General features: G+C 72.3%; 22 protein-coding genes. 5 read left to right on the top strand and 17 right to left on the bottom strand.

Translation table 11 applies throughout. The features are described 5' to 3' along the window. Window positions 1-38 precede the first annotated feature (38 nt). The 7 genes from ACZ7CF_RS05760 to ACZ7CF_RS05730 form a co-directional block, all read right to left on the bottom strand. A complete protein-coding gene (locus tag ACZ7CF_RS05760) occupies window positions 39-614 on the bottom strand; it encodes a D-sedoheptulose-7-phosphate isomerase (protein WP_360384507.1) in 576 nt (191 codons plus the stop codon). Continuing rightward, window positions 611-1,825 (bottom strand): glycosyltransferase, encoded by a 1,215-nt coding sequence (locus ACZ7CF_RS05755; protein WP_470368967.1) that lies wholly within the window; start codon window positions 1,823-1,825, stop codon window positions 611-613. The genes ACZ7CF_RS05760 and ACZ7CF_RS05755 overlap by 4 nt, the downstream gene beginning before the upstream one ends. Further along, on the bottom strand, window positions 1,822-2,688 hold the full coding sequence (locus tag ACZ7CF_RS05750) for a glycosyltransferase (RefSeq protein WP_470368966.1): 867 nt from the start codon (window positions 2,686-2,688) through the stop codon (window positions 1,822-1,824). Before ACZ7CF_RS05750 ends, ACZ7CF_RS05755 begins: the two co-directional genes overlap by 4 nt. Beyond that, window positions 2,685-3,668, bottom strand: a complete 984-nt coding sequence (locus tag ACZ7CF_RS05745; protein WP_470368965.1) for a glycosyltransferase family 9 protein — start codon at window positions 3,666-3,668, stop codon at window positions 2,685-2,687. The genes ACZ7CF_RS05750 and ACZ7CF_RS05745 overlap by 4 nt, the downstream gene beginning before the upstream one ends. Then, on the bottom strand, window positions 3,665-4,180 hold the full coding sequence (locus tag ACZ7CF_RS05740) for a D-glycero-alpha-D-manno-heptose-1,7-bisphosphate 7-phosphatase (protein ID WP_470368964.1): 516 nt from the start codon (window positions 4,178-4,180) through the stop codon (window positions 3,665-3,667). Before ACZ7CF_RS05740 ends, ACZ7CF_RS05745 begins: the two co-directional genes overlap by 4 nt. Before the next feature lie 62 nt (window positions 4,181-4,242). Beyond that, window positions 4,243-5,235 (bottom strand): NAD-dependent epimerase/dehydratase family protein, encoded by a 993-nt coding sequence (locus tag ACZ7CF_RS05735; protein WP_470368963.1) that lies wholly within the window; start codon window positions 5,233-5,235, stop codon window positions 4,243-4,245. Then, window positions 5,232-5,627, bottom strand: a complete 396-nt coding sequence (locus tag ACZ7CF_RS05730) for a ChaB family protein (RefSeq protein WP_360384519.1) — start codon at window positions 5,625-5,627, stop codon at window positions 5,232-5,234. Before ACZ7CF_RS05730 ends, ACZ7CF_RS05735 begins: the two co-directional genes overlap by 4 nt. 50 nt (window positions 5,628-5,677) lie before the next feature. Here ACZ7CF_RS05730 and ACZ7CF_RS05725 point away from each other — a divergent pair, with 50 nt between their 5' ends. Further along, a complete protein-coding gene (locus ACZ7CF_RS05725) occupies window positions 5,678-7,024 on the top strand; it encodes an aldehyde dehydrogenase family protein (protein WP_360384521.1) in 1,347 nt (448 codons plus the stop codon). On the opposite strand, the gene ACZ7CF_RS05720 is transcribed toward ACZ7CF_RS05725, so the two are convergent. The 6 genes from ACZ7CF_RS05720 to ACZ7CF_RS05695 are packed head-to-tail and all read right to left on the bottom strand — an operon-like array spanning window position 7,008 to window position 13,974. Continuing rightward, complete coding sequence (locus ACZ7CF_RS05720; protein ID WP_360384523.1) at window positions 7,008-8,237, bottom strand: UDP-glucose dehydrogenase family protein; 1,230 nt, start codon at window positions 8,235-8,237, stop codon at window positions 7,008-7,010. The two genes, ACZ7CF_RS05725 and ACZ7CF_RS05720, sit on opposite strands and share 17 nt — an antisense overlap. Continuing rightward, window positions 8,189-9,064, bottom strand: coding sequence for a glycosyltransferase family 9 protein (locus ACZ7CF_RS05715; protein ID WP_470368962.1), 876 nt, complete (start codon window positions 9,062-9,064; stop codon window positions 8,189-8,191). Before ACZ7CF_RS05715 ends, ACZ7CF_RS05720 begins: the two co-directional genes overlap by 49 nt. After that, window positions 9,061-10,332 (bottom strand): glycosyltransferase, encoded by a 1,272-nt coding sequence (locus ACZ7CF_RS05710; protein ID WP_470368961.1) that lies wholly within the window; start codon window positions 10,330-10,332, stop codon window positions 9,061-9,063. Before ACZ7CF_RS05710 ends, ACZ7CF_RS05715 begins: the two co-directional genes overlap by 4 nt. After that, a complete protein-coding gene (locus ACZ7CF_RS05705; protein WP_470368960.1) occupies window positions 10,329-11,924 on the bottom strand; it encodes a carbamoyltransferase family protein in 1,596 nt (531 codons plus the stop codon). Before ACZ7CF_RS05705 ends, ACZ7CF_RS05710 begins: the two co-directional genes overlap by 4 nt. Before the next feature lie 9 nt (window positions 11,925-11,933). After that, the gene (locus ACZ7CF_RS05700) at window positions 11,934-12,851 is read right to left on the bottom strand and encodes a UDP-glucuronic acid decarboxylase family protein (protein WP_360384531.1); all 918 of its coding nucleotides are present in this window, start codon (window positions 12,849-12,851) and stop codon (window positions 11,934-11,936) included. Beyond that, window positions 12,841-13,974 carry a zinc-dependent alcohol dehydrogenase gene (locus ACZ7CF_RS05695; protein ID WP_470368959.1) on the bottom strand — a complete coding sequence of 378 codons (1,134 nt, stop codon included), beginning with the start codon at window positions 13,972-13,974 and terminating at the stop codon, window positions 12,841-12,843. The genes ACZ7CF_RS05700 and ACZ7CF_RS05695 overlap by 11 nt, the downstream gene beginning before the upstream one ends. Before the next feature lie 149 nt (window positions 13,975-14,123). On the opposite strand from ACZ7CF_RS05695, the gene ACZ7CF_RS05690 reads away from it, so the two are divergent. From ACZ7CF_RS05690 to ACZ7CF_RS05680, 3 genes are all read left to right on the top strand, one after another. Further along, window positions 14,124-16,382, top strand: a complete 2,259-nt coding sequence (locus ACZ7CF_RS05690; protein WP_470369331.1) for a molybdopterin oxidoreductase family protein — start codon at window positions 14,124-14,126, stop codon at window positions 16,380-16,382. 3 nt (window positions 16,383-16,385) lie between these two features. Next, window positions 16,386-16,847, top strand: coding sequence for a hypothetical protein (locus ACZ7CF_RS05685; RefSeq protein ID WP_470368958.1), 462 nt, complete (start codon window positions 16,386-16,388; stop codon window positions 16,845-16,847). Window positions 16,848-16,909: 62 nt separating this feature from the next. Further along, window positions 16,910-19,132, top strand: coding sequence for an SGNH/GDSL hydrolase family protein (locus ACZ7CF_RS05680; protein ID WP_470368957.1), 2,223 nt, complete (start codon window positions 16,910-16,912; stop codon window positions 19,130-19,132). Between the two features lie 11 nt (window positions 19,133-19,143). Here ACZ7CF_RS05680 and ACZ7CF_RS05675 read toward each other — a convergent pair whose 3' ends face one another. The 4 genes from ACZ7CF_RS05675 to fusA form a co-directional block, all read right to left on the bottom strand. Continuing rightward, window positions 19,144-21,432: a GH92 family glycosyl hydrolase gene (locus tag ACZ7CF_RS05675; RefSeq protein ID WP_470368956.1), complete on the bottom strand. Its 2,289-nt coding sequence runs from the start codon at window positions 21,430-21,432 to the stop codon at window positions 19,144-19,146. A 32-nt stretch (window positions 21,433-21,464) separates the two neighbouring features. After that, window positions 21,465-22,061 (bottom strand): hypothetical protein, encoded by a 597-nt coding sequence (locus ACZ7CF_RS05670; protein ID WP_360384541.1) that lies wholly within the window; start codon window positions 22,059-22,061, stop codon window positions 21,465-21,467. Window positions 22,062-22,125: 64 nt separating this feature from the next. Next, window positions 22,126-22,902, bottom strand: a complete 777-nt coding sequence (locus ACZ7CF_RS05665; RefSeq protein WP_360384543.1) for an endonuclease/exonuclease/phosphatase family protein — start codon at window positions 22,900-22,902, stop codon at window positions 22,126-22,128. Between the two features lie 52 nt (window positions 22,903-22,954). Further along, window positions 22,955-24,913 (bottom strand): elongation factor G, encoded by a 1,959-nt coding sequence (gene fusA / locus ACZ7CF_RS05660; RefSeq protein ID WP_470368955.1) that lies wholly within the window; start codon window positions 24,911-24,913, stop codon window positions 22,955-22,957. Between the two features lie 331 nt (window positions 24,914-25,244). Between fusA and xylA the strand changes: the two genes are divergently transcribed. Then, window positions 25,245-26,384, top strand: coding sequence for a xylose isomerase (gene xylA / locus ACZ7CF_RS05655; RefSeq protein ID WP_360384547.1), 1,140 nt, complete (start codon window positions 25,245-25,247; stop codon window positions 26,382-26,384). Window position 26,385 lies beyond the last annotated feature (1 nt).

The following is a 26,385-nucleotide window of genomic DNA, read 5'->3' as shown; positions in this document are numbered from 1 at the left end:
CCCATCTCGCACCGCAGCCCGCGACGTCCCGGCCGCGGTCACGACACCCTCCGCCCCACGACCGGCAGCGCGGCCTCGAACGCCTCGCACAGCGCGTGCACCACGACCAGCTGCGCCTCCTGCACGTGGCACGGATCGCCCGGCAGCGCGAGCACGTCGTCGGCCAGCGCGGCCAGCGGGTTCGGCAGGGCGCCGGTCAGGGCCCACACGCTCGCCTCCGCCACCCGACCGGCCCGTGCGGCCTCCAGGAGGTTGGGGCTGGAGCCGCTGGTCGAGATGAGCAGCACCACGTCGTCGGGGCGGGCGTGGGCGAGGACTTGGCGGGCGAACACCTGGTCGTAGCCGTAGTCGTTGGCGATGGCGGTGATGCTGGAGGTCTCGGCGTTCAGCGCCAGCGCCGCGAACGGGCGGCGGTCGTGGCGGTAGCGGCCGACGAGCTCCGCGGTGAGGTGCTGGGCCTCGGCGGCGGAACCGCCGTTGCCCGCGGCGAGCAGGCGGCCGCCCGTGGAGAGCAGGTGGGCCAGGCGGGCACCCCAGCGGTGCACGAGGGAGGCCTGGGACTGCAGGCCGGACAGCGTGTGGTTCAGGCCTTCGAGGTGGCTTTCGAGGGTCACCGGGCCACCGCCAGCCGGTCGGTCGGTACGAGGCGGCCGGTCGCGAGGCCGCGGTAGACCAGCTCGGTGCGGGCCGCCACCTCGTCCCACGAGTACATGGCCTCGACGCGGTCGCGGCCGGCGATGCCGTAGGCCGTGCCGCGGGACGGGTCGGCCAGCAGCGTGCGCAGCGCCCGGCCGAGGGCACGCGGGTCGCGGGGTGCGGTCAGCACACCGGTCACACCGTCGACCACGGTGTCGGTCAGGCCGCCCACCTCGGACGCCACGACGGGCACGCCGCAGGCCATGGCCTCCAGCGGCACGATGCCGAACGGTTCGTACCAGGGCACGCACGCCACGACGTCCGCGGAACGCAGCAACGCGGGCATGTCCGTGCGCGCGACCTGGCCGGCGAGGTGCACGCGGTCGGCGACGCCGAGCGACTGCGCCACGGCCAGCAGCCGTCGTGCCTCCGGGTCCGCGGTGAGGTCCGGTGGTCCGCCCACGATCACCAGCTCGGTGTCGGGCACCATCGGCAACGCGGCGATGAGGTCGGCGAACCCCTTGCGCGGCAACAACCTGCCCACCGACACGATCCGCCGGGGCGCCGACCGCGGCACCACCGGGCCGGCCACGCCGAACAGGTCGGTGTCCACGCCGCAGGGCACGACGACGGTCTTGTCCCGCCGCAGGCCCATGGCGACCAGCTCCCGCACCTCGTCGGCGCAGGTCGCGGCGATGACGGTCGCCTCCTGCCCGACCAGGCGCTCGACCGCGACCCGCTGCGGCGGGCTGGTGTCGTCCGCGCCCTGGTGGCGGCGCTTCACGGTGCCGAGCGCGTGGTAGGTGTGCACGATCGGCACGCGGGAGCGGCGGGCGGCCAGCACGGAGGCGAGACCGGACATCCAGAAGTGGCTGTGCACGACGTCGGGTGCCTTCTCCTGCCACTGCTCGTGCAGGAACCGGCCGAACTCGGCCATGTGCGGCAGCAGCTCGTCCTTCGGCACCTCCGCGGGCGGTCCGGCCGGCACGTGGACGACCTCGTACCCGTCGGGCGTCATCACGCGGCCGGGCAGCGCCTCGCCGTCGCGGCGGGTGTGGACCACGACGTCGTGACCGCGCCGCACCAGTGCGGCCGCGAGCGACGCGACGTGCACGTTCTGGCCGCCCGCGTCCGCGCCGCCCAGCACGGCAAGCGGACTTGCGTGCTCCGACACCATTGCGATCCTCATCCGACCCACACCTCCTTCAGCACCACGTCCCAGCTCCGCAGGAACGCTTCGAGCCCGTAGCGGGCCAACGCGAACTCACGCGCCCGTTTCCCTTTCTCGTGCGCAAGAGCCGGATCGGCGATCAGCTCCCGCACCGCCGACACCAGCTCCTCCACGTCCGTTGAGATCGCACCGGCCTCGGGCGGCACCGCGCGCATGGCCTCCGTGCACGCCAGCGCGACCACGGGCATCCCGATGTGCATGGCCTCCAGCAACGACAGCCCGAGCGACGTCCAGCGCGGTGTGTGCACGTAGACGCGGCGGCGCGCGAGCTCGCGGTGCAACGACTCCAGGTCGTGGTCCCCCATGCCGCCGATCTGCTCGGTGCCCATGCCGAACACGTCGACCGGGTCGAACCGCGGCAGCAGGTCGGTGCCCACGACCCGGCCGCGCCGCACCGGTTCGTTGATCACGGCCGCCGCCCTGGGCAGCTCACCGGTGTAGAGCTGCCCGGGGTCGACGACCCCGTGCTCGACGACGATCGTGCGGGTCCTGCCGCAGTCCCACATCAGGTCGTTGAAGTGCGTGACGTGGACCAGGGTCCCGTCCCAGTCCGCCATCGGGTGCCGCTGGCCGGGCGCGGCGGGCGTGTTGTGCTCCAGGTACACGACCGGGATGCCGCGCGGTACCAGCGACAGCTCCTCGACCCGTTGCACCACGGCCACGTCGGGGTCCACATCGGACAGTTCGATCTCGCGCGCCGCGGGCCACGGCCGCCCGGCGAGCCCGATGCCGTCCGGCGGACCGGGCACCAGGTACTCGTGTCCACCTTGGACGAACGAGTGCGTCCACGAACCGTGGACGTGCCACAACAGGATCCTCACGCTGTCACCTCCGCGACCGCCGCGACGACCGCGGCCGGGTCCACCAGGTCGAGACACGGATGTCCGGGCACCGGGCACTCGCGCGCCCTGCTGCCCCGGCACGGCGCGTTCTGGTCACCGAGCAGCACGTGCCTGCCGTACGGCGCCCACCGGACGGCGGGCACCACCGGCGCGAACAGCGACACGACCGGGGTGCCGACCGCGGCCGCGAGGTGGGCGGGCCCGGTGTTGCCGACGACGACCGCGGCAGCACCCTTCAGCACCCCGGCCAGCTCGCGGAAGCCGGTGCGCCCGCCCAGGTCGAGCCCGCACGCGCCGGCAACGTGCCCGGTCAGCTCGGCCTCGGCCGGTCCGCCGGTCACGACCACCCGGTGCCCGGCGGAGGTCAGCGCGACCACCGCCTTCGCCCAGCGGTCCGGCGACCAGGTGCGGGCGGGCGCCGTCGCACCGGGGTGCACCACCACGTACGGACCGCTCAGGTCCGCCTCCGGCGGGTCGGTGACGGCGAGCCGGCCGTCGTCGCCCTCCGGCAGCTCGAACCCCGTGGCTCGGGCGACCTGCAGGGCCCGCTCCGCCTCGGGGATGTCCGGGTCGTCGCGCAACCGCACGTCCAGCAGTGACCCCGGGTAGTCGGTCGAGCGGGCCACGATCTTGGGCACGCCCGCCAGCCGCAGCAGCAGCGCCGTGGGCAGCGGGCTCTGGTGGAACGACGTCAGCACCAATGCCACGTCGGCGCGAATCCCGTGCACCAGCGCGATGACGGCCTCGATGTCGACCGGGCGCACGTCGGAGGCCGGGTTGACGATCCACGGGCACTCCCACTCGACGATCCGGCTGACGCCCGGCAGCAGCTCGGCGGCGCGGACACCGTTGGGGCCGCACAACAGCACGACCTCGCCCGCCGTCGCGGCCGCGCGCACCGCCGGACCGGCCAGCAGCACGTCACCGTCGCTGTCGAGGCGGGCGACCAACGTCCTCATCGGACCATCTCCAGCACGCCGAACAGGTCGGGTGCGGTGTGCGGTGCACCGGCGACCTCGTCCGGCCTGGTCACCTCGGTCGGCACGAGCAACGGCACCGCGCCCGCGGCCTGCGCGGCCTCGACGTCGGAGCCGATGTCCCCCACGAAGAGCGTGCGGTGCGGACTCACCCCGAGGGCTTCGCACGCGGCCAGGACCATCCCGGGAGCCGGTTTGCGGCACGTGCAGCCGTCCTCGGGCGCGTGCGGGCAGATCTGCCAGGTGCCGAACCGGCCGAGCAGCTCGTCGACCCGTGCGTTCACGGCCGTGACCTGCGTCTTCGTGAGCAGGCCACGGCCGATCCCCGACTGGTTGGTCACCACGCCGGTGAGCAGGCCGTGGGCACGCAGGCCGTGCAACACCTCGCGGGCGCCCGGCATGGGTGTCACGGCACTCGGGTCGCCGTTGTACGGGACGTCCCGGATGAGCGTGCCGTCGCGGTCGAAGAGGACCGCGTCGAAAGTCCCGTCCATAGAGGAGATTTAGCCGAGAAAAGCGGCTTGAAACGCTACTCGGCGAAGCGGTTCTCCCCGTCTCACAGCACCGGGCTGGCGTCGACCTCCTGACCGGCGCCGATGCCTCGAACAAGAGCACGAAGAGCTTCCTGTGACCCGAAAGTGGGCTCCCAGCCCAGTTCCGACCGCGCCCGCGACGCGCTGAGCAGCGGCGATGCCAGTGCGAGGTCCACCCAGCCCGGCGGAGTCGGTTGAAGCCGCAACAACCAGGACGCGTGCGCCAAGAACCGCATCAGCCGCGCCGGCACGGGAACGTGGCGGCCACCGAGGACGTCGGCGAGAACACGGGGAGTGACGACGGGTTCGGCGACGAGGTTCACCGCGCCGTGCGGGCGGTGCCGCAGGATGCGCACCAGACCGTCGGCCACGTCGTCGGCGTGGACGAACTGCAGCACCAGGTGGCGCGGCAGCGGCAGCACCGGGATGCGGTGCCGGAACAGCCACTTCGGCACGAGGCTGCCGAGGAAGTAGTCGCGGATCTCGGACCCGGCGTCGGACTGCAGGATCAGGCCCGGTCGCGGGCGGGAGATGAGCAGCTGCGACTCGAACTGGCCCAGCAGGTGCTCCACCGCGGCCTTGTGCCTGCTGTAGAACGACGACCGCACGCCCTTGACCGGCCACGACTCGTCCACCCTGCGGTCCTTCGTCGCCGGCGAGTACGCGCCGACCGACGACATGTGCACCAGGTGCCCCACGCCCGCGTCGACCGCGGCGGTGAACACGCGTGCCGAACCGGCGATGTTCGTGCGGTACAGCGCGTGTTCGTCGTGCGACGGCTGGATCAGCCACGCCAGGTGCACGACGGCGTCGGCGTTCTCGAACGCGGTGGCCAGCACCTCCTCCGCGCCCGGCCGGCCGATGTCGACGGGCGTCCAGGTGATCCCCTGGTAGGGCGCGGCGTTCGCGGGACGGCGGCGGGAGATGCCGTGCACCTCGATGTCGGGCTCGTCGGCGAGCCTGCGCAGCAGGGCGGTGCCGACGTTGCCGGTCGCGCCGGTGACGACGACCTTCACGAGCGCGCCCGAGCCGTCGCGCGGGTGTTGGCCCTGTCGATCGCGTCGACCAGCTCGTCCTTGGTCATCTGCGACCTGCCCTCGACGCCCAGCCGCTTGGCCAGGTCGTAGAGGTGCTGCTTGGTCGCGTTCGCGTCCACGCCGCCGGCGGTCTCGCCCTGCTGCGGGGTGCTGCGCTCGGCCTGCGGATCGGACGGCCCCTTCTCGTCCTTGGCCTCCCAGTGGTCGCCCACCTTCTCGAAGCTGTGCTTGAGCGCGGAGAACGCGGTGCGGTGCGCCCGTTCCCCCTCGCCGTAGGACTCGACGGCCGAGTCGTGCGCCTTGATCCACGTGCGCTGGGCCTTCTTCGACGACCGGGCCACCGTGCTGGGCAGTTCCTCGCGTCCGGGCATGGTTCTCCTCCCAGGTGTTTCTCCCTGCTCAGAAGGGCTACCCGGCGGACATGACCACCATGCACGCCATCGACGTCCGCAGCCCCTTGGACGACCAGCCGGTCGGCTTGCTCCCCGTAGCCGGTGAGGACGACGTGACCGCCGCGCTGGCCACCGCGCGGACCGCTCAGGCGGAGTGGGCGGCGACACCGGCGGCGGAACGCGGAGCGGCGGTCGCCGCGGCCGCGGCCGAGCTCAGGGCGCGGGCCGGCGACCTGGCCGCGGTGATCGAGACCGAGACCGGGCGGCCGCTCGCCTCCGCGCGGGAGGGCGTGCTCGCGGGCGCCTCGACGCTGGTGCAGTACTCCGAGCTCGGTCCGGTCCACCGTGGACGGTCGCTGCACGGCACCGCGGTCGACTTCATGATCCCGCAGCCGCGCGGGGTGGTCGTGGCGCTGACGCCGTGGAACGACCCGGTGGCGGTGGCGTGCGGGCTGCTGGGGGCGGCACTGGTCACCGGGAACACCGTGGTGCACAAGCCGAGTGAGCGCTGCCCGCACACCGGTCTGCTGCTCGACGCGGTCCTGCGCCCGTTCTTCCCCTCCGGCGTGCTGCAGACGCTCACCGGCGCGGGCCCGGTCGGTGCGGCGCTGGTGAGCGGTGACGTGGACGTCGTCGCGCACGTCGGCAGCACCGCGACCGGACGCGCCATCGCCGCGTCCACCCGCGCGAAGGTGTTGCTGGAGAACGGGGGCAACGACCCGTTGCTCATCGACGACGACGTCGACCCGAGGTGGGCGGCGGCGCAGGCGGCGCTGGGCGCGTTCACGAACGCGGGCCAGCTCTGCGTGTCGGTCGAGCGGATCTACGTGCACAAGACGATCGCCGCACCGTTCCTGGAGGAGCTGTGCGCGCTGGCCCGCCGGTGGAACGAGCAGCCGCAGCCGCTGGTCGACGTGCGGCACCGGGAGTTCGTGCACGGCCAGGTCGCCGCGGCCGTCACCGCCGGGGCGCGGGCCCTCGTCGGCGGGGAGGTCCCGCCCGGTCGCGGCGCCTTCTACCCCGCGACCGTGCTGGCCGACTGCACCTCGGCGATGCAGGTCATGTGCGAGGAGACGTTCGGCCCGGTCGCCCCGGTGCAGGCGGTGCCGACGTTCGACGACGGGCTGGCCGAGGCGTGCTCCGGCGACTACGGGCTCGCGGCGACCGTGCTGACCGGGTCGATGGAGCACGCCACCCGCGCGTGGCGTGCGTTGCCGGTGGGCACGGTGAAGGTGAACAACGTCTTCGGCGGTGCCCCCGGCGGTGCGGCCCAGCCGCGCGGGGCGTCGGGCACCGGGTTCGGGTACGGGCCGGAGCTGCTGGACGAGATGACCACCGTGAAGGTGGTGCACCTCGGGGTCAGCGGCCGGTCGTGACCAGCAGGAAGCCCGCCTCGGCCACCTTGTCGCGCGGCACCACGTTGCGGGTGTCGAGGATGCGCGGGGTGGCCGTGTGGCGGGCGAGCTCCGGCCAGTCCAGCTCGGCGAACTCCGGCCACTCCGTGAGCACCACCAGCATGTCCACGTCCCGCGCCGCGTCGGCGGGGGTGGCGTGCACGGCGATGCCGTCGAGGTCGCCGGTGACGCACGGGTCGTAGCCGGTCAGCCGGGCACCCTCCCGGGTGAGCAGCTCCGCGACGGCGAGTGCCGGCGAGTCGCGCAGGTCGTTGGTGCCTGCCTTGAACGTGAGCCCGAGCAGGCCGATCCTCTTGTCCCGCAGCGGACCGGTCTCCGCGCGGATGCGGTCGACGACGCGGTGCGGCTGGTGCCGGTTGGTCGTGACGGCCCCCTCCAGCGTGGGGAAGTCGACGCCGGCCTGCCGTGCGGTGGCCAGCAGCGCGAGGGTGTCCTTGGGCAGGCACGAACCACCCCAGCCAGGTCCGGGTTCCAGGCAGGACGCGCCGATCCGGTCGTCGAGCCGCATGCCCTCGGTGACGCCGTCGATGTCGGCGTCGACCTGCTCGCACAGCTCCGCCAGGGTGTTGACGTAGGAGAGCTTCAGCGCCAGGAAGCAGTTGCTGGCGTACTTCACCAGCTCCGCGCTCGTGTTGTCGGTGATGACGGTGGGCGCGCCGGTCGGTTCGTACAGCGCGGCCACCTCCAGCGCGTGCCGCTCGTCGCGGGCGCCGACGACGACCCGTTGCGGCCGCAGGAAGTCCTCGACCGCGTGGCCCTCGCGCAGGAACTCGGGGTTCGACACCACCCCCGGGTACCGCGCGGCCGTTCCCACCGGCACGGTGGACTTCAGCACCAGCCGGCACCCCCGCGGTGCCTCGGCGATGACCGCCTCCACCGCCGTGAGGTCGGCCGCGCCGTCGGGTCCGGTGGGGGTCGGCACGCAGACGAACGTGAAGTCCACGTCGGACAGCGCCTCCCGGTTGCCGGCCACGAACCGCAACCGCTCGGCGTTGCGCACGACGAGTTCGCGCAACCCCGGCTCGTGCAGCCCGACCTCACCCGCGGCGAGGGCGGCGACCTTGGCCTCGTCGACGTCCGCGCACACCACGTCGTGGCCGAGGTGCGCGAAGCACGCGGCCGTGGTCAGGCCGACGTAACCCGCGCCGACAACACCGATCCGCTGGGGTCGCACAGCACACCTCCTGCAGCTTCGAGGACCTCGTCCACGGTGATCCGCAGCAGGCCGGGGTCGGGTTCGGCGGCGAACGTGTCGCCGGTGGAGCCGTGCCAGAGCACGAGGTGCGGCCCGTGCCGCGGCCCCCAGAGCTGAGGCGGCACCGGCCCGAACAACAGCACCGACGGGGTGCCGTAGGCGGTGGCGACGTGCGCGACGCCGGTGTCGCCGCAGATGACCAGCCGCGCGGTGGCGACGAGGTCCAGCAGCTCGGCCAGGCTGCCCGAGAACGGCGTCGGCGAGACCTTGCGGGCGAGCTCGCGTTCACCGGGCCCGGCGGTGACGACGACATCGCTGCCCAGCGCGCGCACCACCGTCGCGTACCGGTCAGCCGGCCAGCGCCGCGCCCCGGTGCTGGCGCCGGGGTGGACCACCATCCGGTTCGTGCGCGGCCCGACCGGCGGCAGGTGCAGGTCGGCCGGGTCGCACGGGATGCCGTTGCGCTCCAGCAGGTCGCACCACCGGACCACCTCGTGGTGGTCCTCGCGCCAGTACTCGTGCGTGATCAGCCGCCGCGGCCGGGTCGCCCGCAGCAGCTCCACGCTCTGCGGCCCGCGACCGTGCAGGTTCACGGCGAGGTCGGGCCGGTCGAACGCGATCGGCGCCAGCTCCTCGGTGGGCAGCAGGCGGTCGACCGCGTCGATCCGGTCCACGACGTCCCGCAGCCACTCCGGGGCCGCCAGGGTGATCTCCGCGTCCGGGAACGCGGCTCTCAGGCCGCGCAGGGCCGGTACGGCGGTCAGGAGGTCGCCGAGGCCGAGGGCGCGCAGGACGAGGACCCTCATCGGCCGGCCCGCCGCGGTCGCAGCTCGTCGGCCGGCAGCCGGTCGGGCTGAACGGCCCGGCGGTCGCCCAGGTCGGTGGCCTGACGGTCGCCCAGGTGGGTGGCCGGGCGGTCGCCTGGGTGGGTGGCCGGGCGATCGCCCAGGTGGGTGGCCTGACGGTCGCCTGGGTGGGTGGCCTGACGGTCGTCCAGGTCGGTGGCCTGACGGTCGTCCAAGTCGGCTGTCCGACGGTCGCTCAGCCCCGCAGCCAGCCGATCGCCCAACTCACCAGAGCGCTGCCCATTCGGCGGCACAGCCTGCGGCTCGCCCACTCCACCGCTCCGCGGCCGGCCACCCTGCGGAACCGGCACCTCGCCGCCCTCCTGCGGCACCCGAGCGACCCGCCGGTGCCGCCACTCCCCGCGCACCCGGTGCCAGCACGCCACCGGCGGGATCGCCGCACTGGTCACCACCATCTCGGCGACCTCCCGCGCGTCACGCGGCCCCGGCGCGATCCGCGCCCAGGCGAACCACCCGGTCAGCCCCGCCCACACCGCCGCCAGCACCGCACCGGCCCGCCGCCGGCCCGTCAGCCCGCACAGCACCGCGCCCACCCCGGCAGCGGTGGTCAGGGCGTGCACCCGCAGCCGACCCCGCCGGCCACCGATGCGCGACCGCCAGCCGGGGCCGAGCAGGCGGCGCATCAGGGCGTCGTCGGCGTTGCCGCGTTGCTGCTGCACGCTGGTGAAGAACGTCGCGGGCTTGACCGGGTGCGTCGTGACCCGTTCCCCGCGCACGATCCGGTACCCGCGGTCCTGCACGCGCAGCGCGAGCTCGGCGTCCTCGCGGTAGGCGCGCGGGAACCGTTCGTCGAACCCGCCGCACTCCGCCAGCGCGGAACGGCGGTAGGCCATGTCGGCGGTGATCCACAGGGCGTCGGCGAGGCCGGCGGTGCCGCGTTCGGCGTCGGTCGGCCTGCGGTCGGGTGGCAGCGGCACCACGATCCGCGCCTGGGTGGCGGCCACGTCGTCCGCGAGGCCTTCCAGGTCCGCGGCCAGCTGGGTCTTCCAGTCCCGCGGCAGCACCACGTCGTCGTCGACGAAGGCCACCCAGTCGCCGGACGCGGTGCGCCAGCCGGTGTTGCGGGCGGCGGCCGGGCCCAGGCGGGTCTCGCTGTCGTCGACGACGACGACCTCCAGCGGCTCCGGGCCGGGGCCGTTCTCGAGCACGTCGAGCAGCGCGTCCAGGGACGCGCGGCCGACGGTGGGGATCACGACGGAGTACTTCATCGGCGCACCACGAAGGGGCCGATGGCGAGCAGGTCCACCGGGGACGAGCCGAAGCACTCCAGCGCGTCGCGCGGGGTGTCGACCATCGGGCGGCCCGCGGTGTTGAGGCTCGTGTTGACCACGACCGGCACGCCGGTGAGCTCCTCGAAGCCGCGCAGCATCCGTTCGAGCAGCGGGTCACCGGCCACGGTCTGGGCCCGCGCGGTGCCGTCGACGTGCACCACGGCCGGGATGCGGTCCCTCCACTCCGGACGGACGTCGTGCACGAACAGCATGTAGGGGCTGGGGATCGGGCCGCGGGTGAAGATCGTGGCGGCCCGTTCGAGCAGCACCATCGGCGCCACCGGGCGGAACTGCTCCCGGCCCTTCACGTCGTTCAACCGGTTCAGGTTCTCCGGGAAGCACGGGTTCGCGAGCAGCGACCTGCGGCCGAGTGCGCGCGGGCCGTACTCGCTGCGGCCCTGGAACCAGGCCACGATCTTGTTGTCCGCCAACGCCCGCGCGACCTCGGCGGCCACGTCGGCGGGGCGTTCGTAGGGCACGGCCGCGGTCTTGAGCACCGACTCGATCTCGGCGTCGGAGAAACCCCGGCCCAGCGCCGCGGTCGGCATCGGCTCGACCACGTCGGTGCTCGCGTGCAGCGCGGCGCCGAGAGCGGTCCCGGCGTCACCGGCGGCGGGCTGGACCCACACCTCGTCGAACGGCCCCTCGGCGAAGATCCGGCTGTTCGCCACGCAGTTCAGCGCCACGCCACCGGCCATCGCGAGCCGCCGTTCGCCGGTGTGCTCGTGCAGCCACCCGGCCAGCTCCAGCAGCACCTCCTCGACGCGGACCTGCACGGACGCGGCCAGCTCCGCGTGCTCGGAGGTCAGCTCCTCGTCGTCGGCCCGCTGCTTGGCCAGGGTGTTCCAGTCGAACGGCGTGATCTCGAAGCCGCCGTCGCGGACCACCACGTGCTCGCGCATCAGGTCCAGGTGCACCGGCTTCGCGTGCGAGGCCAGCGCCATGACCTTGTACTCGTCGCTGGACCGCAGGAACCCCAGGTGCTCGGTCAGGTCCTCGTAGAACAACCCGAGCGAGTGCGGCAACCGCTGCGCCGCCAGCGTGGTCAGCTCCTGGTCGACGTACCGGCCGGCCAGGTGCGACCCGCACTCGCCGCGCCCGTCGGCGACCAGCACGGCGCAGTTGCCCGCGAACGGTGCGGCCAGGCCGGTGGAGGCGGCGTGGGCGACGTGGTGCGGTACGAACTGGACGATGTCGGGGTCCAGCCCCGGCAGGACGGTGGAGAGGAACTGCGGCGCGCGCCGCACGTACTGCGTGCGCAGGTCCTCCCACGGCGCGTACTGCGCGTCGACCAGGTCCGGGTCGTAGGAGTAGGCGATGGCGTCGAGGTCCGCCGCCGTCAGCCCCGCCTGCTCCAGGCACCAGCGCGCGGCCAGCTCCGGCTGCTCCCACGCGGAGAACGGCACCGGGCGCTTGCCGTGCTTGCGGCGGGAGAAGCGTTCTTCCTCCGCTGCCGCAACGGTCTTGCCGTCGATCACGAGAGCGGCGGCCGGGTCGTGGAACACCGCGTTGATCCCGAGGACTCGCATGGTCAGCGGCTACCCGGCGAAGTGCCGGGCAAACGAGCGCAGCCCCTCTTCCAGCGGAACGCGTGGCTGCCAGCCGAGCACCTGCCGTGCCAGCGCGATGTCGGGGCGGCGGCGGCGCGGGTCGTCGGTCATCGGCTCGACGTGGCGGATCTCCGACGAGCTGCCGGTGACCTCGATCGTCTTGTGCGCCACGTCCAGCACGGTCACCTCGGCCGGGTTGCCGAGGTTGATCGGGCCGGCCTGGTCGGTGCGGGCCATCGCGAGCAGCCCGCGCACGAGGTCCGAGACGTAGCACAGCGACCGGGTCTGCCGGCCGTCGCCGTGCACGGTCAGCGGTTCTCCGGCCAGCGCCTGCCGCAGGAACGTGGGGATCATCCGGCCGTCGTGCGCGCGCATCCGCGGGCCATAGGTGTTGAAGATCCGCACGATGCCCGCGTCCACGCCGTGCTCCTGCCGGAACGCCATCGTCATCGCCTCGCCGAAGCGCTTGGCCTCGTCGTAGACGCTGCGCGGCCCGATCGGGTTGACGTGGCCCCAGTAGGACTCGCGCTGCGGGTGTTCCAGCGGGTCGCCGTACACCTCGCTCGTGGAGGCCACGACGACCCTGGCCCCCTTGCGGCGGGCCAGCTCCAGCGCGTGGTAGGTGCCGAAACCACCGGCGCGCAACGTGTCCACGGGCATCCGCAGGTAGTCCGCGGGCGAGGCCGGGCACGCCAGGTGCAGCACCAGGTCGACCGGGCCGAGAAGGTCGAGCGGCCGGGACACGTCCGCGGTGACCACGCCGACGCCTTCCGGCACGTTGGCCCGCGAGCCGGTGCGGAAGTCGTCGATGCACACGACCTGCGCACCGTCCCGCAGCAGCGCTTCGCACACGTGCGAGCCGAGGAACCCCGCACCCCCGGTGACGACGACCCGTTCAGGCGACATCGAGGACCGTCTTCAACCAGCCGTCCTCGCGCAGGTCGAACGACTTGTACGCGTCGATCGCGGCGGCGGGCTCCTCGTGCTTCGTGATGAACGCCGTCGGGTCCACGACACCGGAGACGACGAGGTCGAGCAGCCGCGGGAGGTAGCGGCGGTGGTTGCAGTTGCCCATGCGCAGGGTGAGGTTCTTGTTCATCGCCTCGCCGATCGGGAACTGCTCGAAGCCCGGCGGGTAGACGCCGATGATCCCGATGGAACCGGCCTTCGCGACCATCTCCACCGCCCACTTGAGCGCGAGGTCCGGCGCGTCACCGGGCTTCCACTGCTCCCCCCTCTCGCCACCGGGCTTCTCGGCGTCGACACCGACCGCCTCGATCACCCGGTCGACGCCGATGCCGCCGGTCAGCTCCTTCACCACCTCGGCGGGGTCCTCGGCGTTGAAGTTCACCGTCTCGGCGTTCTGCTCGCGGGCCTTGTCCAGGCGGGACTCGATGCCGTCGACGACGATCACCCGTCCCGCGCCCTGCCGCTTGGCCGACGCGACCGCGAACTGACCGACCACGCCCGCGCCCAGCACGAGCACGGTGTCACCGGAGCCGACCTCGGCCAGCCGGGCGCCGAACCACGCCGTGGGGAAGATGTCGGAGAGCAGGATCGCCTGGTCGTCGCTCACCGCGTCGGGTATGCGCACCAGCGTCGTCATGGCGTACGGGATGCGGGCGTACTCGGCCTGCAGCCCGTCCACCGGTCCGGTCGGCTGGGGGCCGCCGAAGAAACAGGTGCCGGCTTCCGGGCCGTTCGGGTTGGCGGTGTCGCACTGGGCGAAGTACCCGGCCCGGCAGTAGGAGCAGGTGCCGCAGCCGACCGTCGAGGTCACCACCACCCGGTCACCGGGCGTGAACCCGCGCACCGCGGACCCGACCTCCTCGACGACGCCGACGGCCTCGTGGCCGAGGACCGTGCCCTCCACCATGCCCGGCATCGTGCCGCGGACCATGTGCAGGTCGGTGCCGCAGATCGCGCTGCGGGTGATCCGGATGACCGCGTCGGTCGGTTCCTGGATGCGCGGGGCATCCACGTCGTCCAAGCGGATGTCGCCCACGCCGTGCCACACAACAGCCTTCATCGGCCCTCCTCGTTTCCAGGCTGGTTCCCGTGCCGGAGCGGCACAAACACGCCCGGACGGGTGTTTGCGGCGGGCGCACCCCGGGTAAGGCTCGTCCGATTTGCGCGCGATGTCCGCAGTTTCAGCAGGTCAGCGAGGGGTACCGCTTCCTGGTGAACCGCATCGACGACATCTGGGGACCGCGCACTCCGCACGCTCGCGACGCGCGCTGGCCGGTACGGGTGGACCTCGAGCTCGCGGACGGCGTCACCGAGTCCGATGTGGACCGGTGGGTGCCGTCGGCCTGCGTGCTGTGCAGCAACGGCTGCGGCTGCGACATCGCCGTCAAGGACGGCAGGATGGTGGGCGTCCGCGGTCGCTCCGGCGACATGGTCAACCATGGCCGGCTCGGCCCCAAGGGGCTCTACGGCTCCTGGCAGGCCCATCGCACCGACCGCCTCACCAAGCCGCGCGTCCGCCGCGGTGGCGAGCTGGTCGAGACCGACTGGGACACCGCGATGGGCGAGGTCGTGCGCCGGTCGAAGGCGCTGCTGGCCGAGCACGGGCCGTTGTCGCACGGGTTCTACACGAGCGGGCAGCTGTTCCTGGAGGAGTACTACACGCTCGGCGTGATCGGGAAGGCCGGTCTCGGCACACCGCACATGGACGGCAACACCCGGTTGTGCACGGCGACGGCCGCGGCGGCGCTCAAGGAGACCTTCGGGGCCGACGGGCAGCCCGCGTGCCACGCCGACGTGGACCTGACCGACGCGATGTTCCTCTACGGGCACAATATGGCCGCGACGCAGACCGTGCTGTGGGCGCGGGTGCTGGACCGACTGGAGGGCCCCGACCGGCCGCGGCTCGTCGTCGTGGACCCGCGCCGCACGCCCGTGGCCGAACGCGCGGACGTGCACCTGGCGCCGTTGCCCGGCACCAACCAGGCGCTGATGAACGGCCTGGTGCGCGCGGTGATCGCGAACGACTGGGTCGACCACGACTACGTCGCCGCGCACACCCTCGGGTTCGAGGACCTCAAGGCGGTCGTCGAGCCGTACACGCCCGAGCACGTCGCCGAGGTCTGCCGCATCTCCCCCGTCGACCTGCTCAGGGCGGCGGAGATCTTCGGCACCACCGGGCGCGTGCTGTCGACGGTGTTGCAGGGCTTCTACCAGTCCCACCAGGCCACCGCGGCGTCCTGCCAGGTCAACAACCTGCACCTGCTGCGCGGCCTGATCGGGCGGCCGGGCAGCGGCGTGCTGCAGATGAACGGCCAGCCGACCGCGCAGAACACCCGCGAGTCCGGCGCGAACGGCGACCTGCCCGGTTTCCGCAACTGGGACAACCCCGACCACGTCGACGAGCTCGCGCGGCTGTGGAACGTCGACCCGCTGACCATCCCGCACTGGGCGCCGCCGACGCACGCGATGCAGATCTGGCGGTACGCCGAGCAGGGCACGATCCGGTTCCTGTGGATCTCCGCGACGAACCCGGCGGTGTCGCTGCCGGACCTGGCGAGGATCAGGGACATCCTGCGGCGCGAGGACCTGTTCGTCGTGGTGCAGGACGGTTTTCCGACCGAGACGACCGAGCTGGCCGACGTCGTGCTGCCCGCCGCGCTGTGGGGCGAGAAGCAGGGCACGTTCACCAACGCCACCCGTGTCGTGCACCTGTCCGAGCAGGCCGTGCAGCCGCCCGGCGAGGCCCGCAGCGACCTGGACATCTTCCTGGACTACGCGCGCCGCATGGACCTGCGCGACCGCGACGGCGCCCCGCTGATCAAGTGGAAGGACGCCGAGGGCGCGTTCGACGCGTGGCGTGAGTGCAGCCGTGGCCGGCCGTGCGACTACACCGACCTGTCCTACGAGAAGCTGCGCGGCGGCGGAATCCCCTGGGGCGGCGCGGAACGGCTCTACGCCGACGGCCACTTCCCCACCGCAGCCGACTACTGCGAGGACTTCGGCCACGACCTGCTGACCGGCGCGTCGGTCACTCCGACCGAGTACAAGGCGCGGCGCCCGGACGGCCGCGCGTTCCTCAAGGCCGTCGAGCACACCCCGCCGCCGGAGCAGCCGAGCGAGGACTACCCGTTGCTGTGCACGACCGGGCGGTCGGTCTACCACTTCCACACCCGCACCAAGACCGCCCGCGCACCGAAGTTGCAGCAGGCCGCGCCCAACCCGTGGGTGGAGGTCTCCCCCGCCGACGCCGAAGAGCTGGGCCTGGCCCACGGCGACCTGGTGCGCGTGGAGTCGCCGCGCGGCGCGATCGAGGTCCCGGTCCGCATCGGGCGGTGTCGGCCGGGGGTGGTGTTCGTGCCGTTCCACTACGGTTTCCAGGCCGCGAACGAGCTCACCCGCACCCAGTGGGACCCGGTCTCGAAGCAACCGACGTTCAAGATCAGTGCCGTGCGGATCAGGAAGGTGTGACCGGTGCACCTCTCGACTTACCTCGGTCTCCTGCACACCTCGCTGGGCACGCTCGCCGCCGCGTTCCGCGAGATCGCCGCCGGGCACGGCGACGAACCCGACGTGCAGCACATGTGCGAGGTGCTGGCCGGCCGGACCGACAGCCAGGCCGGCCACCTCTGGCCGTTCGTGCAGCGCTACGGCGAGCACCGCGAGGACGAACCGGAACGCCTGCACGCGGCCGAGGTCACCGAGACCCGCAGCGGTGGCGTCGAGCTGTTGCGCGACCTGCAAGACCTGTACGCGCTGGCGTCGTTTACGGACATCACGTGGACCGTCGTCGGGCAGGCCGCGCAGGGGCTGCGGGACCGCGCGCTGCTCGACGTCGTGAGCTCCTGCGAGAAGGAGACCAAGCGGCAGCTGTCGTGGCTGACGACGCGGATCAAGCAGGCGGCACCGCAGGCGTTGATCGCGGCAGCGGACTAGTTCCTTCGAGTGCATCAGGGAGGAATGCGTAATCCGGGACGTGCGGGCGCGATGTAGCTGTCGTGCCGTTCACCGTTCAGCGTCCCGCTCGGGCGCTTCTGCTGGTCGTCGTGGTGCTGCTGACCCAGGGCCTCGTGCCGCCCGGTGCGGCCCGGGCAGCGTCCGGCTACCCGTACTCCATGCCGGCCGACCTCAGCGGCGTGTGGGCCGCCGGAGTGCTGGGGACCGTGGACGGCGGGGCCGTCACGACGTGCAACTCCGAGCGCGCCCCGGTCAGCGCGGTCGGTCTCGCGCCCGGTGGCACCGAGCGGATGCGCATCAGCGCTCCCGCGCAGGGGTGGCGTGCGCTGAGCGGGTGTTCGACGAACACCGCCGTCGACGGGCAGAACCGGTACTTCGCCCCGTACGTCGACCACAACACCGATGACGTCGTGCAGATCGGCGGGTTCGACCCCACCGGCACGCGGCTGTGGCACACGCCGGTCCGGACGTCCTGCTCCAGCTACCGCTACTGGACGCAGGTGCACTCGCTCGCGATCGGCGCGGACGGGAACCTGTACGCGCTGGTCTACAACCACGACTGCCGTTCGGAGAACGTCCGGCTGCTCAGCCTCGACCGCACCACGGGCGCCGTGCGGTTCGACCGCCCGCTGTCCGCCAACGCCGCGGTCTCGCAGTACGGCTACCTCGGGTCGTTCCCGCTGATGTCGCCGCACCGCACCGGTGTGACCGTGCTGGACGGCAGCTCCGTGCGCCACGTCGACCACGACGGCACCGTCCGGCCGGACGCCGCGGAGGTCGTGCGCGGCTACGACACCGTCATCACCGGGTTCTCCGTCAATGCCGCCGGTGACGCGTTCGTCGCGGTCGACCAGCTCGACAACCAGGGTTCGAGCTGCGTGCGGCACGTCCAGCGGGTCGACCTCGACGGCACGAGCCGCGTGCACGGCCTGACGAACGCGGTCGGCTGGTGCACCGCCACGCGGGGGATGCGCGCCACCCCGGACGGCGGCGTGGTGCTGAGCACCTACGGCCGCCACACCGACCCGATGATCACCGTGTCCGCGTCGGGTGAGACTTCCTCCGCGTTCGCGCCGGTGACCGGTGCGGTGGTCCAGCACGTGACGGCGCCGCAGGTCGACCTCGACGGCAACGTCTACGTCGCCCGGTTCCTCACCTACACCGGGTCCGGTGACGAGCACGTCGAGGTGCGGCAGACCGACCGGCGCGGTCGGCTCCTCGCCGTCCACAACACCGGCGCCCAGCCCACGGTCGCACGCGACACGATCGGCACCCCGCACCACGGCGAAGGCCTCGCGCTGACCCAGGACGCGGTCCTGCTGGTCACCTGCGTGCAACCCGAGCACTGCAACCTCGGGCGCATGAACAACGGCCCCACGCCGCCGCTGACGCTGTGGCGGTTGCCGTTCAAGGGCGCGAGCATCGACTACCCGCGCGGAGACCTGCTCGGCCAGTCCGGCCGCGGCACCGGGCCGTTGCGGCACGTCGCGCTGGGCGACTCGTTCTCCTCCGGCGAAGCGGTCAAGCCCTACACCGCGCCCTCGGACGCCAACGGCTGCCACCGCAGCGCGCTCGCCTACGCCGAGCTGGTCGACCAGGACCGGACCCTGGACTTCACCACCGACTTCCGGGCCTGCTCCGGCGCCACGACCGCCACCGTGCAGGTGCCCGCGAACGGAGAACCGGCGCAGCTGAGCGCGCTGGGCGACGACACCCGGCTCGTCACGCTGACCATCGGCGGCAACGACGTGAAGTTCTCCGACTTCGCCAAGGCCTGCGTGTCCGGGTCGTGCGGTGTCGACTCCGCGCGGTACCGCGAGTCCAAGGCGCTCGTGGACTTCGTGCTGCCCGGTCTGCTCGACGACCTCTACGCCAAGATCGCCCTGAGGGCCCGGGACGCGGAGGTGTGGGTGCTGGGCTACCCCCAGCTGATCGCCGGCGACGCCGACTTCACCCCGTGCCGGTACCTGGGCCCCCTCGACGTCGACATCGACGAGACCGACCAGGCCGGCGCCCGCACATTGGTGACCGCGCTCAACGACACCATCCGCGACCGGGTCGGCGCGCGCGGCACGAAGTTCCACTACCTCGACCCCGCACCGCTGTTCGAGGGCCACGAGCTGTGCTCCACCCGCGACTGGCCCTACTTCTACGGACCGCAGGTCCCGGAGCTGGGCAGCAGCTACCACCCCAACGCGGCGGGACAGGCGGCCTACGCCGAACTGGTCAAAGAGCAGGCCATCCGGCAGCACCTGGGGTGGTGAGCCGGTGCGGGTCAGCGTCCGGTGACCACGAGGACTCCGCCGCGCCGCACGAACGACTCCGGCAGCCACGGCTGCTCCACCCGCCGGCCGTTCCACCGCACGCCGTCGACGTGGGTCAGCGCCGACCGCGGCGCCAGCACCGTGATGCCGCGGCCGGCGATGCGCGCCTTCGCGAACATCGGGTTGGTCACGTGCAGCTCCGCGCTGCTGGGCGTGCGCGGGTACAGGCCGAGCGCGGCGAAGACGTACCAGGCGGACATGGTGCCGAGGTCGTCGTTGCCGGGCAGGCCGGCCGGGCCGGTGCGGTAGACCAGCGACGCCAGGGCGCGCACGGTCTCCTGCGCCTTGTCGGGGCGGCCGAACTCGCTGTAGAGCCACGGGGTGTGGATGCCGGGCTCGTTGGTCGGGTCGTAGCGCACCGGGTCGCCGCCGGTGGCCCACGAGCCGTCGGCGCGGTGGAAGAACGCGTCGAGGCGGGCCACCGCGGCGTCGTCACCGCCCATCGCGGCGGCCAGACCGGCGGCGTCGTGCGGGACCATCCACGTGTAGGTGGCGCTGGACCCCTGCGCGAACCCGAGGTCGGAGGACGGGCTGAACGGCGTCACCCACGACCCGTCGGCGCGGCGGGCCTGCTGGTACCCGGTGGCCGGGTTGAAGGTGTTGCGCCACCAGCCCGCGCGGGCGCGCAGCTCGGCGGACGGGCGGCCGAGGCGGTCGGCGAGGTCCGCGAGCGCCTGGTCGGCGACCGCGTCCTCCAGGGTCTCGGCGGCACCGCCCCAGCAGTGGCAGGTGTCCTGCGGGGCGTAGCCGAGGCGCAGGTGCTCGGCGAGGTTGGGGCGCTGGCCCTCGCACTGGCCGGGACAGCCCTTGTCGGACAGGCCGTCCGGGTGCGGGACGGTGGCCTGGCGCAGCAACGAGTCGAACGCGCCGCGGACGTCGAAGTTCTTGGCCCCCATGGCGTGCATGCCGGCGACAGCGGGCGCGGACGGGTCGCCGGTCATCACGTGGGTGGGGCCGTTGACGTGCACCCAGCGGTCCCACACCCCGCCGTTCTGCCGTGCCAGGTTCAGCAGGGACTGGGCGTAGTCACCGGCGACGCGCGGTTCGAGCAGCGCCAGCAGCTGGGTGTGGGCGCGGTACTGGTCCCAGCCGGAGAAGTTGCCGTACTGGACCCGCTGGCCGGGTGCCAGGCGGTGCACGAGGCGGTCGCTGCCGAGATAGGTGCCGTCGACGTCGCTGGCCACGTTCGGCTGCAGGAAGGCGTGGTAGAGCGCGGTGTAGAAGACCGTGCGCCGGTCAGCGGTGCCGCCGTCGACCTCCACGGCGCGCAGCTGCCCCGCCCACTCGCGCCGGGCGTCCCCGGCCACCGACTCGACGGTGTCCCGCTTCGAGATCTCGGCCTTCAGGTTGCGCTGTGCGGCTTCGAGGCTGGTGTAGGAGATGCCGACGCGCATGCGCACCTTGGTGTCCGCGAAGGACACGTAGCCGCCGGAACCCCTGCCGGCACGGGCGTTGCCGGTCAGGTAGCCCTCGCCGCCGGTCGCGGTGGTGGCACCGGGCTTGAGCGAAGCGTCGACCCACGTGCCGAAACCGCTGAACGCCTGGTCGAAGGAGGCGGTGAAGTACAGGCGGTAGTAGGACCTCTGGTTGTTCGTGCCGCCGTTCGCCCGCCGGCCGCAGAAGGCGCCGGTCAGCACGGAACCGGAGACCGTCCGCGCGGCCGGGTCGATGGTGACCTCGGCGTCCTCGCTGCCGTTCAACGAGTTCGAGACGCGGAACAGCAGCGATGCCGGCTGGTCGGCGGGGAAGCCGAACTCGCCGATGCCCGCGCGGGTCGTCACGGAGAGGTCGGCGCTCGCACCGGACTTGAGCCCCACCCGGTACCGGCCGGGTTCGGCGTCCTCGTCGGCGTGGGAGAAGTCGCTCGCGAAGACCTGGTCCCCGGTGTCCGCGGTCGGTGACGTGGTGATGGCGCCGACGTGCGGCATGATCGGCACGTCCCCCGCCGCGCCGGGGTGGCAGCCGGCGCCGTTGACGTGTGTCAGGCTGAACCCGCGCACCCGCGTGGCGTCGTAGGCGTACCCGTTGGCGGCACCGGTGTTCGTCTGGTCGCCACGGGTCGACGTCGGGCTCCAGGAGATCATCCCGAACGGCCGCACCGCGCCCGGATAGGTGTTGCCGCCGCCCGCCGAGCCGATCAGCGGGTCGACGGAGGACGTGTCGTCCCGCACCGCCGCGCTCGCGGGAGCCGCCAGCGCGGCGGTGAGGACAGCGACCAGGGTGATCGAAAGCGCTCTCACGCGCCGGAACGTACCCGGTCGCGACAACGCTGTCAGTAAACGCAGGGTGGCCGGTACCCGTCCACCTTCAGCCCCTTGAACGTCAGGTCGTTGGGCGTCTTGCCGACGAAGACCAGGCCGCGGGCGTCGTCGAGCGCGTCCGCCAAGGGGTAGTTCGGCGCACCGAGCTCCGCCAAGGTCGTCCACTTGTCCGGCGCGAAGCTGAAGAACCGCGAGACGACCTTGCCGCGGGTCGACGGGATCTTGGTGACCCACTTGGCCCCGCCGCTCCAGTCGGACGCGGGCCGCAGCTGGACGTACAGGTCGTCGGTGGCGCTGTAGGTCATCAGGAACCCGCGCGAGCGCGACAGGTCCGCCTCTGCCTCGAACCGGTTCCCGAGCCAGAGCACCATGACGTGCCACTCGGGGTTGAGGAACTTGATCTTCGCCGCGTACCGGTGCCGCCCGTCGGGGACGAGGGTGCTGCCGGTCGCGGGCTCGGTGGTGCCCTCACCGCTGGCCAGCCACTGCTGGTAGCGGTCGATGGACGGGGTGGCGCACTCGTGGCGGGCCGGAGCGGCCGCCGCCGCCGCTCCGGAGCCGAGCGAGACCGCCACCAGCACGGACGCGATCACTGTTTTCAGGCGCATGCAGCCAACCTAATGGTTCAGACCACTGCGCGGTCGAGCTGAGACGGGTTCCGGTACCGGTGGATCAGTGGAGCCGGAGCAGCGCCTGGATCGGGAGGTGGTCGGACGGGTACTGGGTGCCCTCGGCGTAGGTGTTGATCGCGGCGGCCTCGGTGGTGGCGCCGCGGGTCATGATCCAGTCGATCCGCGGACCGTCCGGCACCAGCGGCGCGTAGCCGTGGAACGTGCCGTACGCGGGCGTGAGGCGGGAGCCGTTCCAGGTGTCCTCCAGGCCGAGGACGCGGTAGGCCTTCGACCCCGGCACGTCGTTGAAGTCGCCGGTGAGCACGACCGGCAGCGTCTGGGCGTTGAGGCGGTCGCGGATGGCCTCGGCGCTGCGCAGCCGCGCGAGCTCCGACTCGTGGTCGAAGTGGGTGTTCACGAAGACGAACTGGGCACCGGTGTGCTTGTCGGCGAAGCGGACCCACGTGACGATCCGGACCACGTTGTTGCCCCACGTCCGCGAGCCGATCACGTTCGGGGTGTCGGAGAGCCAGTGGTGGTCGAACGCGAGCGGGTCGAGCCGCGCGGTGTCGAAGAAGACGGCGACGAACTCGTCGTGGCTGCCGCCCGCGCGGCCGACGCCGATCCAGTCGTAGCGGTCCGGCAGGTCGGTCGCGACGTCCTTGACCTGTCCGTACAGGCCTTCTTGAGTGCCCAGGACGGTGGGTTGCTCCGCGTTGAGCAGCCGGGCCACCACCGGTCGTCTCGTGGCCCAGGAGTTCGGCTCCACGTTCGAGGCGAAGCGCAGGTTGAACGACATCACGTGCAGTCGGTCGTGGGGAGCCGGTCCGATCACCATTCGATCGAGCATAGGCCCGCCCGCGCCGGTGCGCGGGCGGGCCCGTTCCGTGCTATGCGGGCGCATAACCGGTGGGGCGGCTGGTGAACGTGCCGCGGCCCTGCGTCCGGCTGCGCAACCTCGTCACGTAGCCGAACATCTCCGCCAGCGGCACGCTCGCCGTCACCACCGCCACGTCCGCCCTGGTGGTGGAGCCGAGGATGCGGCCACGCCGGGCCGCCAGGTCGCCGAACACGCCGCCGGCGAACTCCTCCGGCACGGTGACCGTGACCTCGGTCACCGGTTCGAGCCTGGTCATGACGCCCTGGCGCAGCGCGTCGCGGAGCCCGAGGCGGCCCGCCGTCCGGAAGGCCATCTCACTGGAGTCCTTGACGTGCGTGGAGCCGTCGGTGAGCGTCACCCGCACACCGGCCACCGGGAACCCGAGCGGGCCCTCGGCGAGCGCGTCGCGGCAGCCCTGTTCGACCGCCCTGACGAACTCCTGCGGCACCCGCCCGCCGGTGACCGCCGAGCGGAACTCGAAGGCGTCGGCCGGTTCGGTGTCGATCACCACGTGGGCGAACTGCCCCGCACCTCCGTCCTGCTTCACGTGCCGGTAGACGAATCCGGACACACCCCGTTCGACCGTCTCGCGGTAGGCGACCCTCGGCCGTCCCGTCACGACCTCGACGCGGTGGGTCTGGCGCACCTTCTCCACCGCCACCTCCAGGTGCAGCTCACCGAGGCCGGCGAGCAGCAGCTGATCGGTCTCCCGGTCGGTCGTGACCTTCAGCGACGGGTCCTCCTCTGTGAGGTGGGCCAGCGCCTGGACCAGCCGTTCGGTGTCGGCGGCGGACCTGGCCTCCACCGCCACCGAGACGACCGGGTCCTGCGTGACCGGTTCTTCGAGCAGCAGCGGGGCGTCGGGCGCGCACAGGGTCGCCCCGGTGCGCGTGTTCTTCAGCCCCACCACGGCCACGATGTCACCGGCCGTCGCGGTGTCGATCGGCGTGTGCCGGTCGGCCTGGACCCGCAGGATCCGCGCGACGCGTTCCGTTCGGCCGTTCACGAGCACCGTGTCTCCCTTGTGGAGGGTGCCCGAGTAGACGCGCACGGAGGTCACCCGGCCCGTCGCGGTCGAGTTCACCTTGAACGCCAGCGCGGCGAACGGTTCCTCCGGATCCGCCCGTCGTCGTTGCCCGTCCACGCTCTCGATCGGCCGTACGTCCACAGGGGACGGCAGGTACGCCACGACCGCGTCCAGCAACGGTTCGACGCCGCGGTTGCGGTACGCGCTGCCGCACAGAACGACTGTCGCCTTGTTCGCGTGCGTGAGGTCGCGCAAGGCGTTCCTGAGCGTGTCGTCGGTGAGCTCGTCCTTCGCGCAGAACTCCTCCAGCGCACCGGGGTGCAGCTCGGCGACCGCTTCCTCCAGCCTTCTCCTGCGGGCGTGTGCTTCTTGCGGCACAGCGGTTTCCGCGCATTCGTCGGTCCAGACGTACGCGCGCATCGCGACCAGGTCGACGACCCCGCGGAAGCCGTCCTCCCGGCCGATGGGCAGCTGGACGACCAGCGGCGTGGTGCGCAGCCGGGTCCTGATCGACTCGACGGCCCGGTCGAGGTCGGCGCCGGCCCGGTCGAGCTTGTTGACGAACGCGATCCGCGGCACGCCGTACCGGTCGGCCTGCCGCCACACCGACTCGCTCTGCGGCTCGACCCCGGCCACCCCGTCGAACGCCACGACCGCGCCGTCGAGCACGCGCAGCGCCCGTTCGACCTCGTCGGCGAAGTCGACGTGGCCCGGCGTGTCGATGAGGTTGATGCGGTGGTCGTCCCACGTGCAGCTCACGGCGGCGGCGAAGATCGTGATGCCGCGGTCGCGCTCCTGCGGGTCGAAGTCGGTGACGGTCGTGCCGTCGTGGACCTCGCCGCGCCGGTGGGTGGTGCCGGTGACGAAGAGGACGCGTTCGGTGAGGGTGGTCTTGCCGGCGTCGACGTGGGCGAGGATGCCGATGTTGCGAATGGCGCGCATGGCGCGGTGCCTTTCGGGTGGTCTCTGGTGGTGCGGTCGGCGCGATGCGGCCGACGAGACCCGGACGGCACGACAGGTCACGTGCCGGGAGAAGAGGGGTCTTCGCGGACTACCGGTGCCCGGCGCGCAGCGGGCAGCCGGGGTGCGAGGACACGAGGATCACGTCGAAGCGGGGAGCGGTGCGGACGCGCACGGCCGTACTCCCCTCGCTCGGTGATGGTGATCAGAAGTCTACGAGGCGCGTTGCGGACGTGGAACCGGATTATTGCGATCACGGGCTCGGCGTCGTACGGTCTGCACTAAGTTCAAGCTTTGAACGAAAGGGTGGATCATGAGCGCGCCCACTCCGGCGGACAAGTTCTCCTTCGGCCTGTGGACCATCGGCTGGCCGGGTCGTGACCCGTTCGGCGAGGCCACGCGACCCGCACTGGACGTGGTCGAGGCCGTGCACAAGCTGGCCGAGCTCGGCGCGTGGGGCATGTCGTTCCACGACGACGACCTCTTCGACTCCTCCAACCGCGACCAGCAGGTCGGCCGGTTGAAGGGGGCGCTGGAGGAGACCGGGCTGACCATCCCGATGGTCACCACGAACCTGTTCACCCACCCGGTGTTCAAGGACGGCGGTTTCACCAGCAACGACCGGGGCGTGCGCCGGTACGCGCTGCACAAGGTGCTGCGCAACGTCGAGCTCGCGGCCGAGCTCGGTGCGAAGACGTACGTGCTGTGGGGCGGCCGCGAGGGCTCCGAGTACGACACCGCGAAGGACGTGCGGGCGGCACTGGACCGCTACCGCGAGGGCCTGAACCTGCTCACGCAGTTCGTCACCGACCGCGGTTACGACATCAAGTTCGCCATCGAGCCCAAGCCGAACGAGCCGCGGGGCGACATCCTGCTGCCCACGATCGGTCACGCGCTGGCGTTCATCACCTCGCTGGACAAGCCGGAGCTGGTCGGCCTCAACCCCGAGGTCGGGCACGAGCAGATGGCGGGCCTCAACTTCGTGCACGGCATCGCGCAGGCGTTGTGGCACGGCAAGCTGTTCCACATCGACCTCAACGGTCAGCGCAGCATCAAGTACGACCAGGACCTGGTGTTCGGCCACGGCGACCTGATGAACGCGTTCGCGCTGGTCGACCTGCTGGAGACGGCGGGCTACGAGGGGCCGCGGCACTTCGACTACAAGCCGTCGCGCACCGAGGACTTCACCGGCGTGTGGGAGTCGGTCAAGGCGAACATGCGGACGTACCTGCTGCTCAAGGAGCGTGCGGCGGCGTTCAGGGCCGACCCCGAGGTGCAGGAGGCGCTGGCCACCGCCGGTGTGCCGGAGCTGAGCCAGCCGACGCTGAACGACGGCGAGGGCTACGACGAGCTGCTGGCCGAGTCGTTCGACCCGGACAAGGCCGCCGAGCGCGGGTTCGGGTTCGTTCGCCTCAACCAGCTGGCCCTCGAGCACCTCATGGGAGCGCGCTGAC

Source organism: Lentzea sp. NPDC036955 (assembly GCF_055608005.1).
This window is presented reverse-complemented; position numbering and strand designations above follow the sequence as displayed.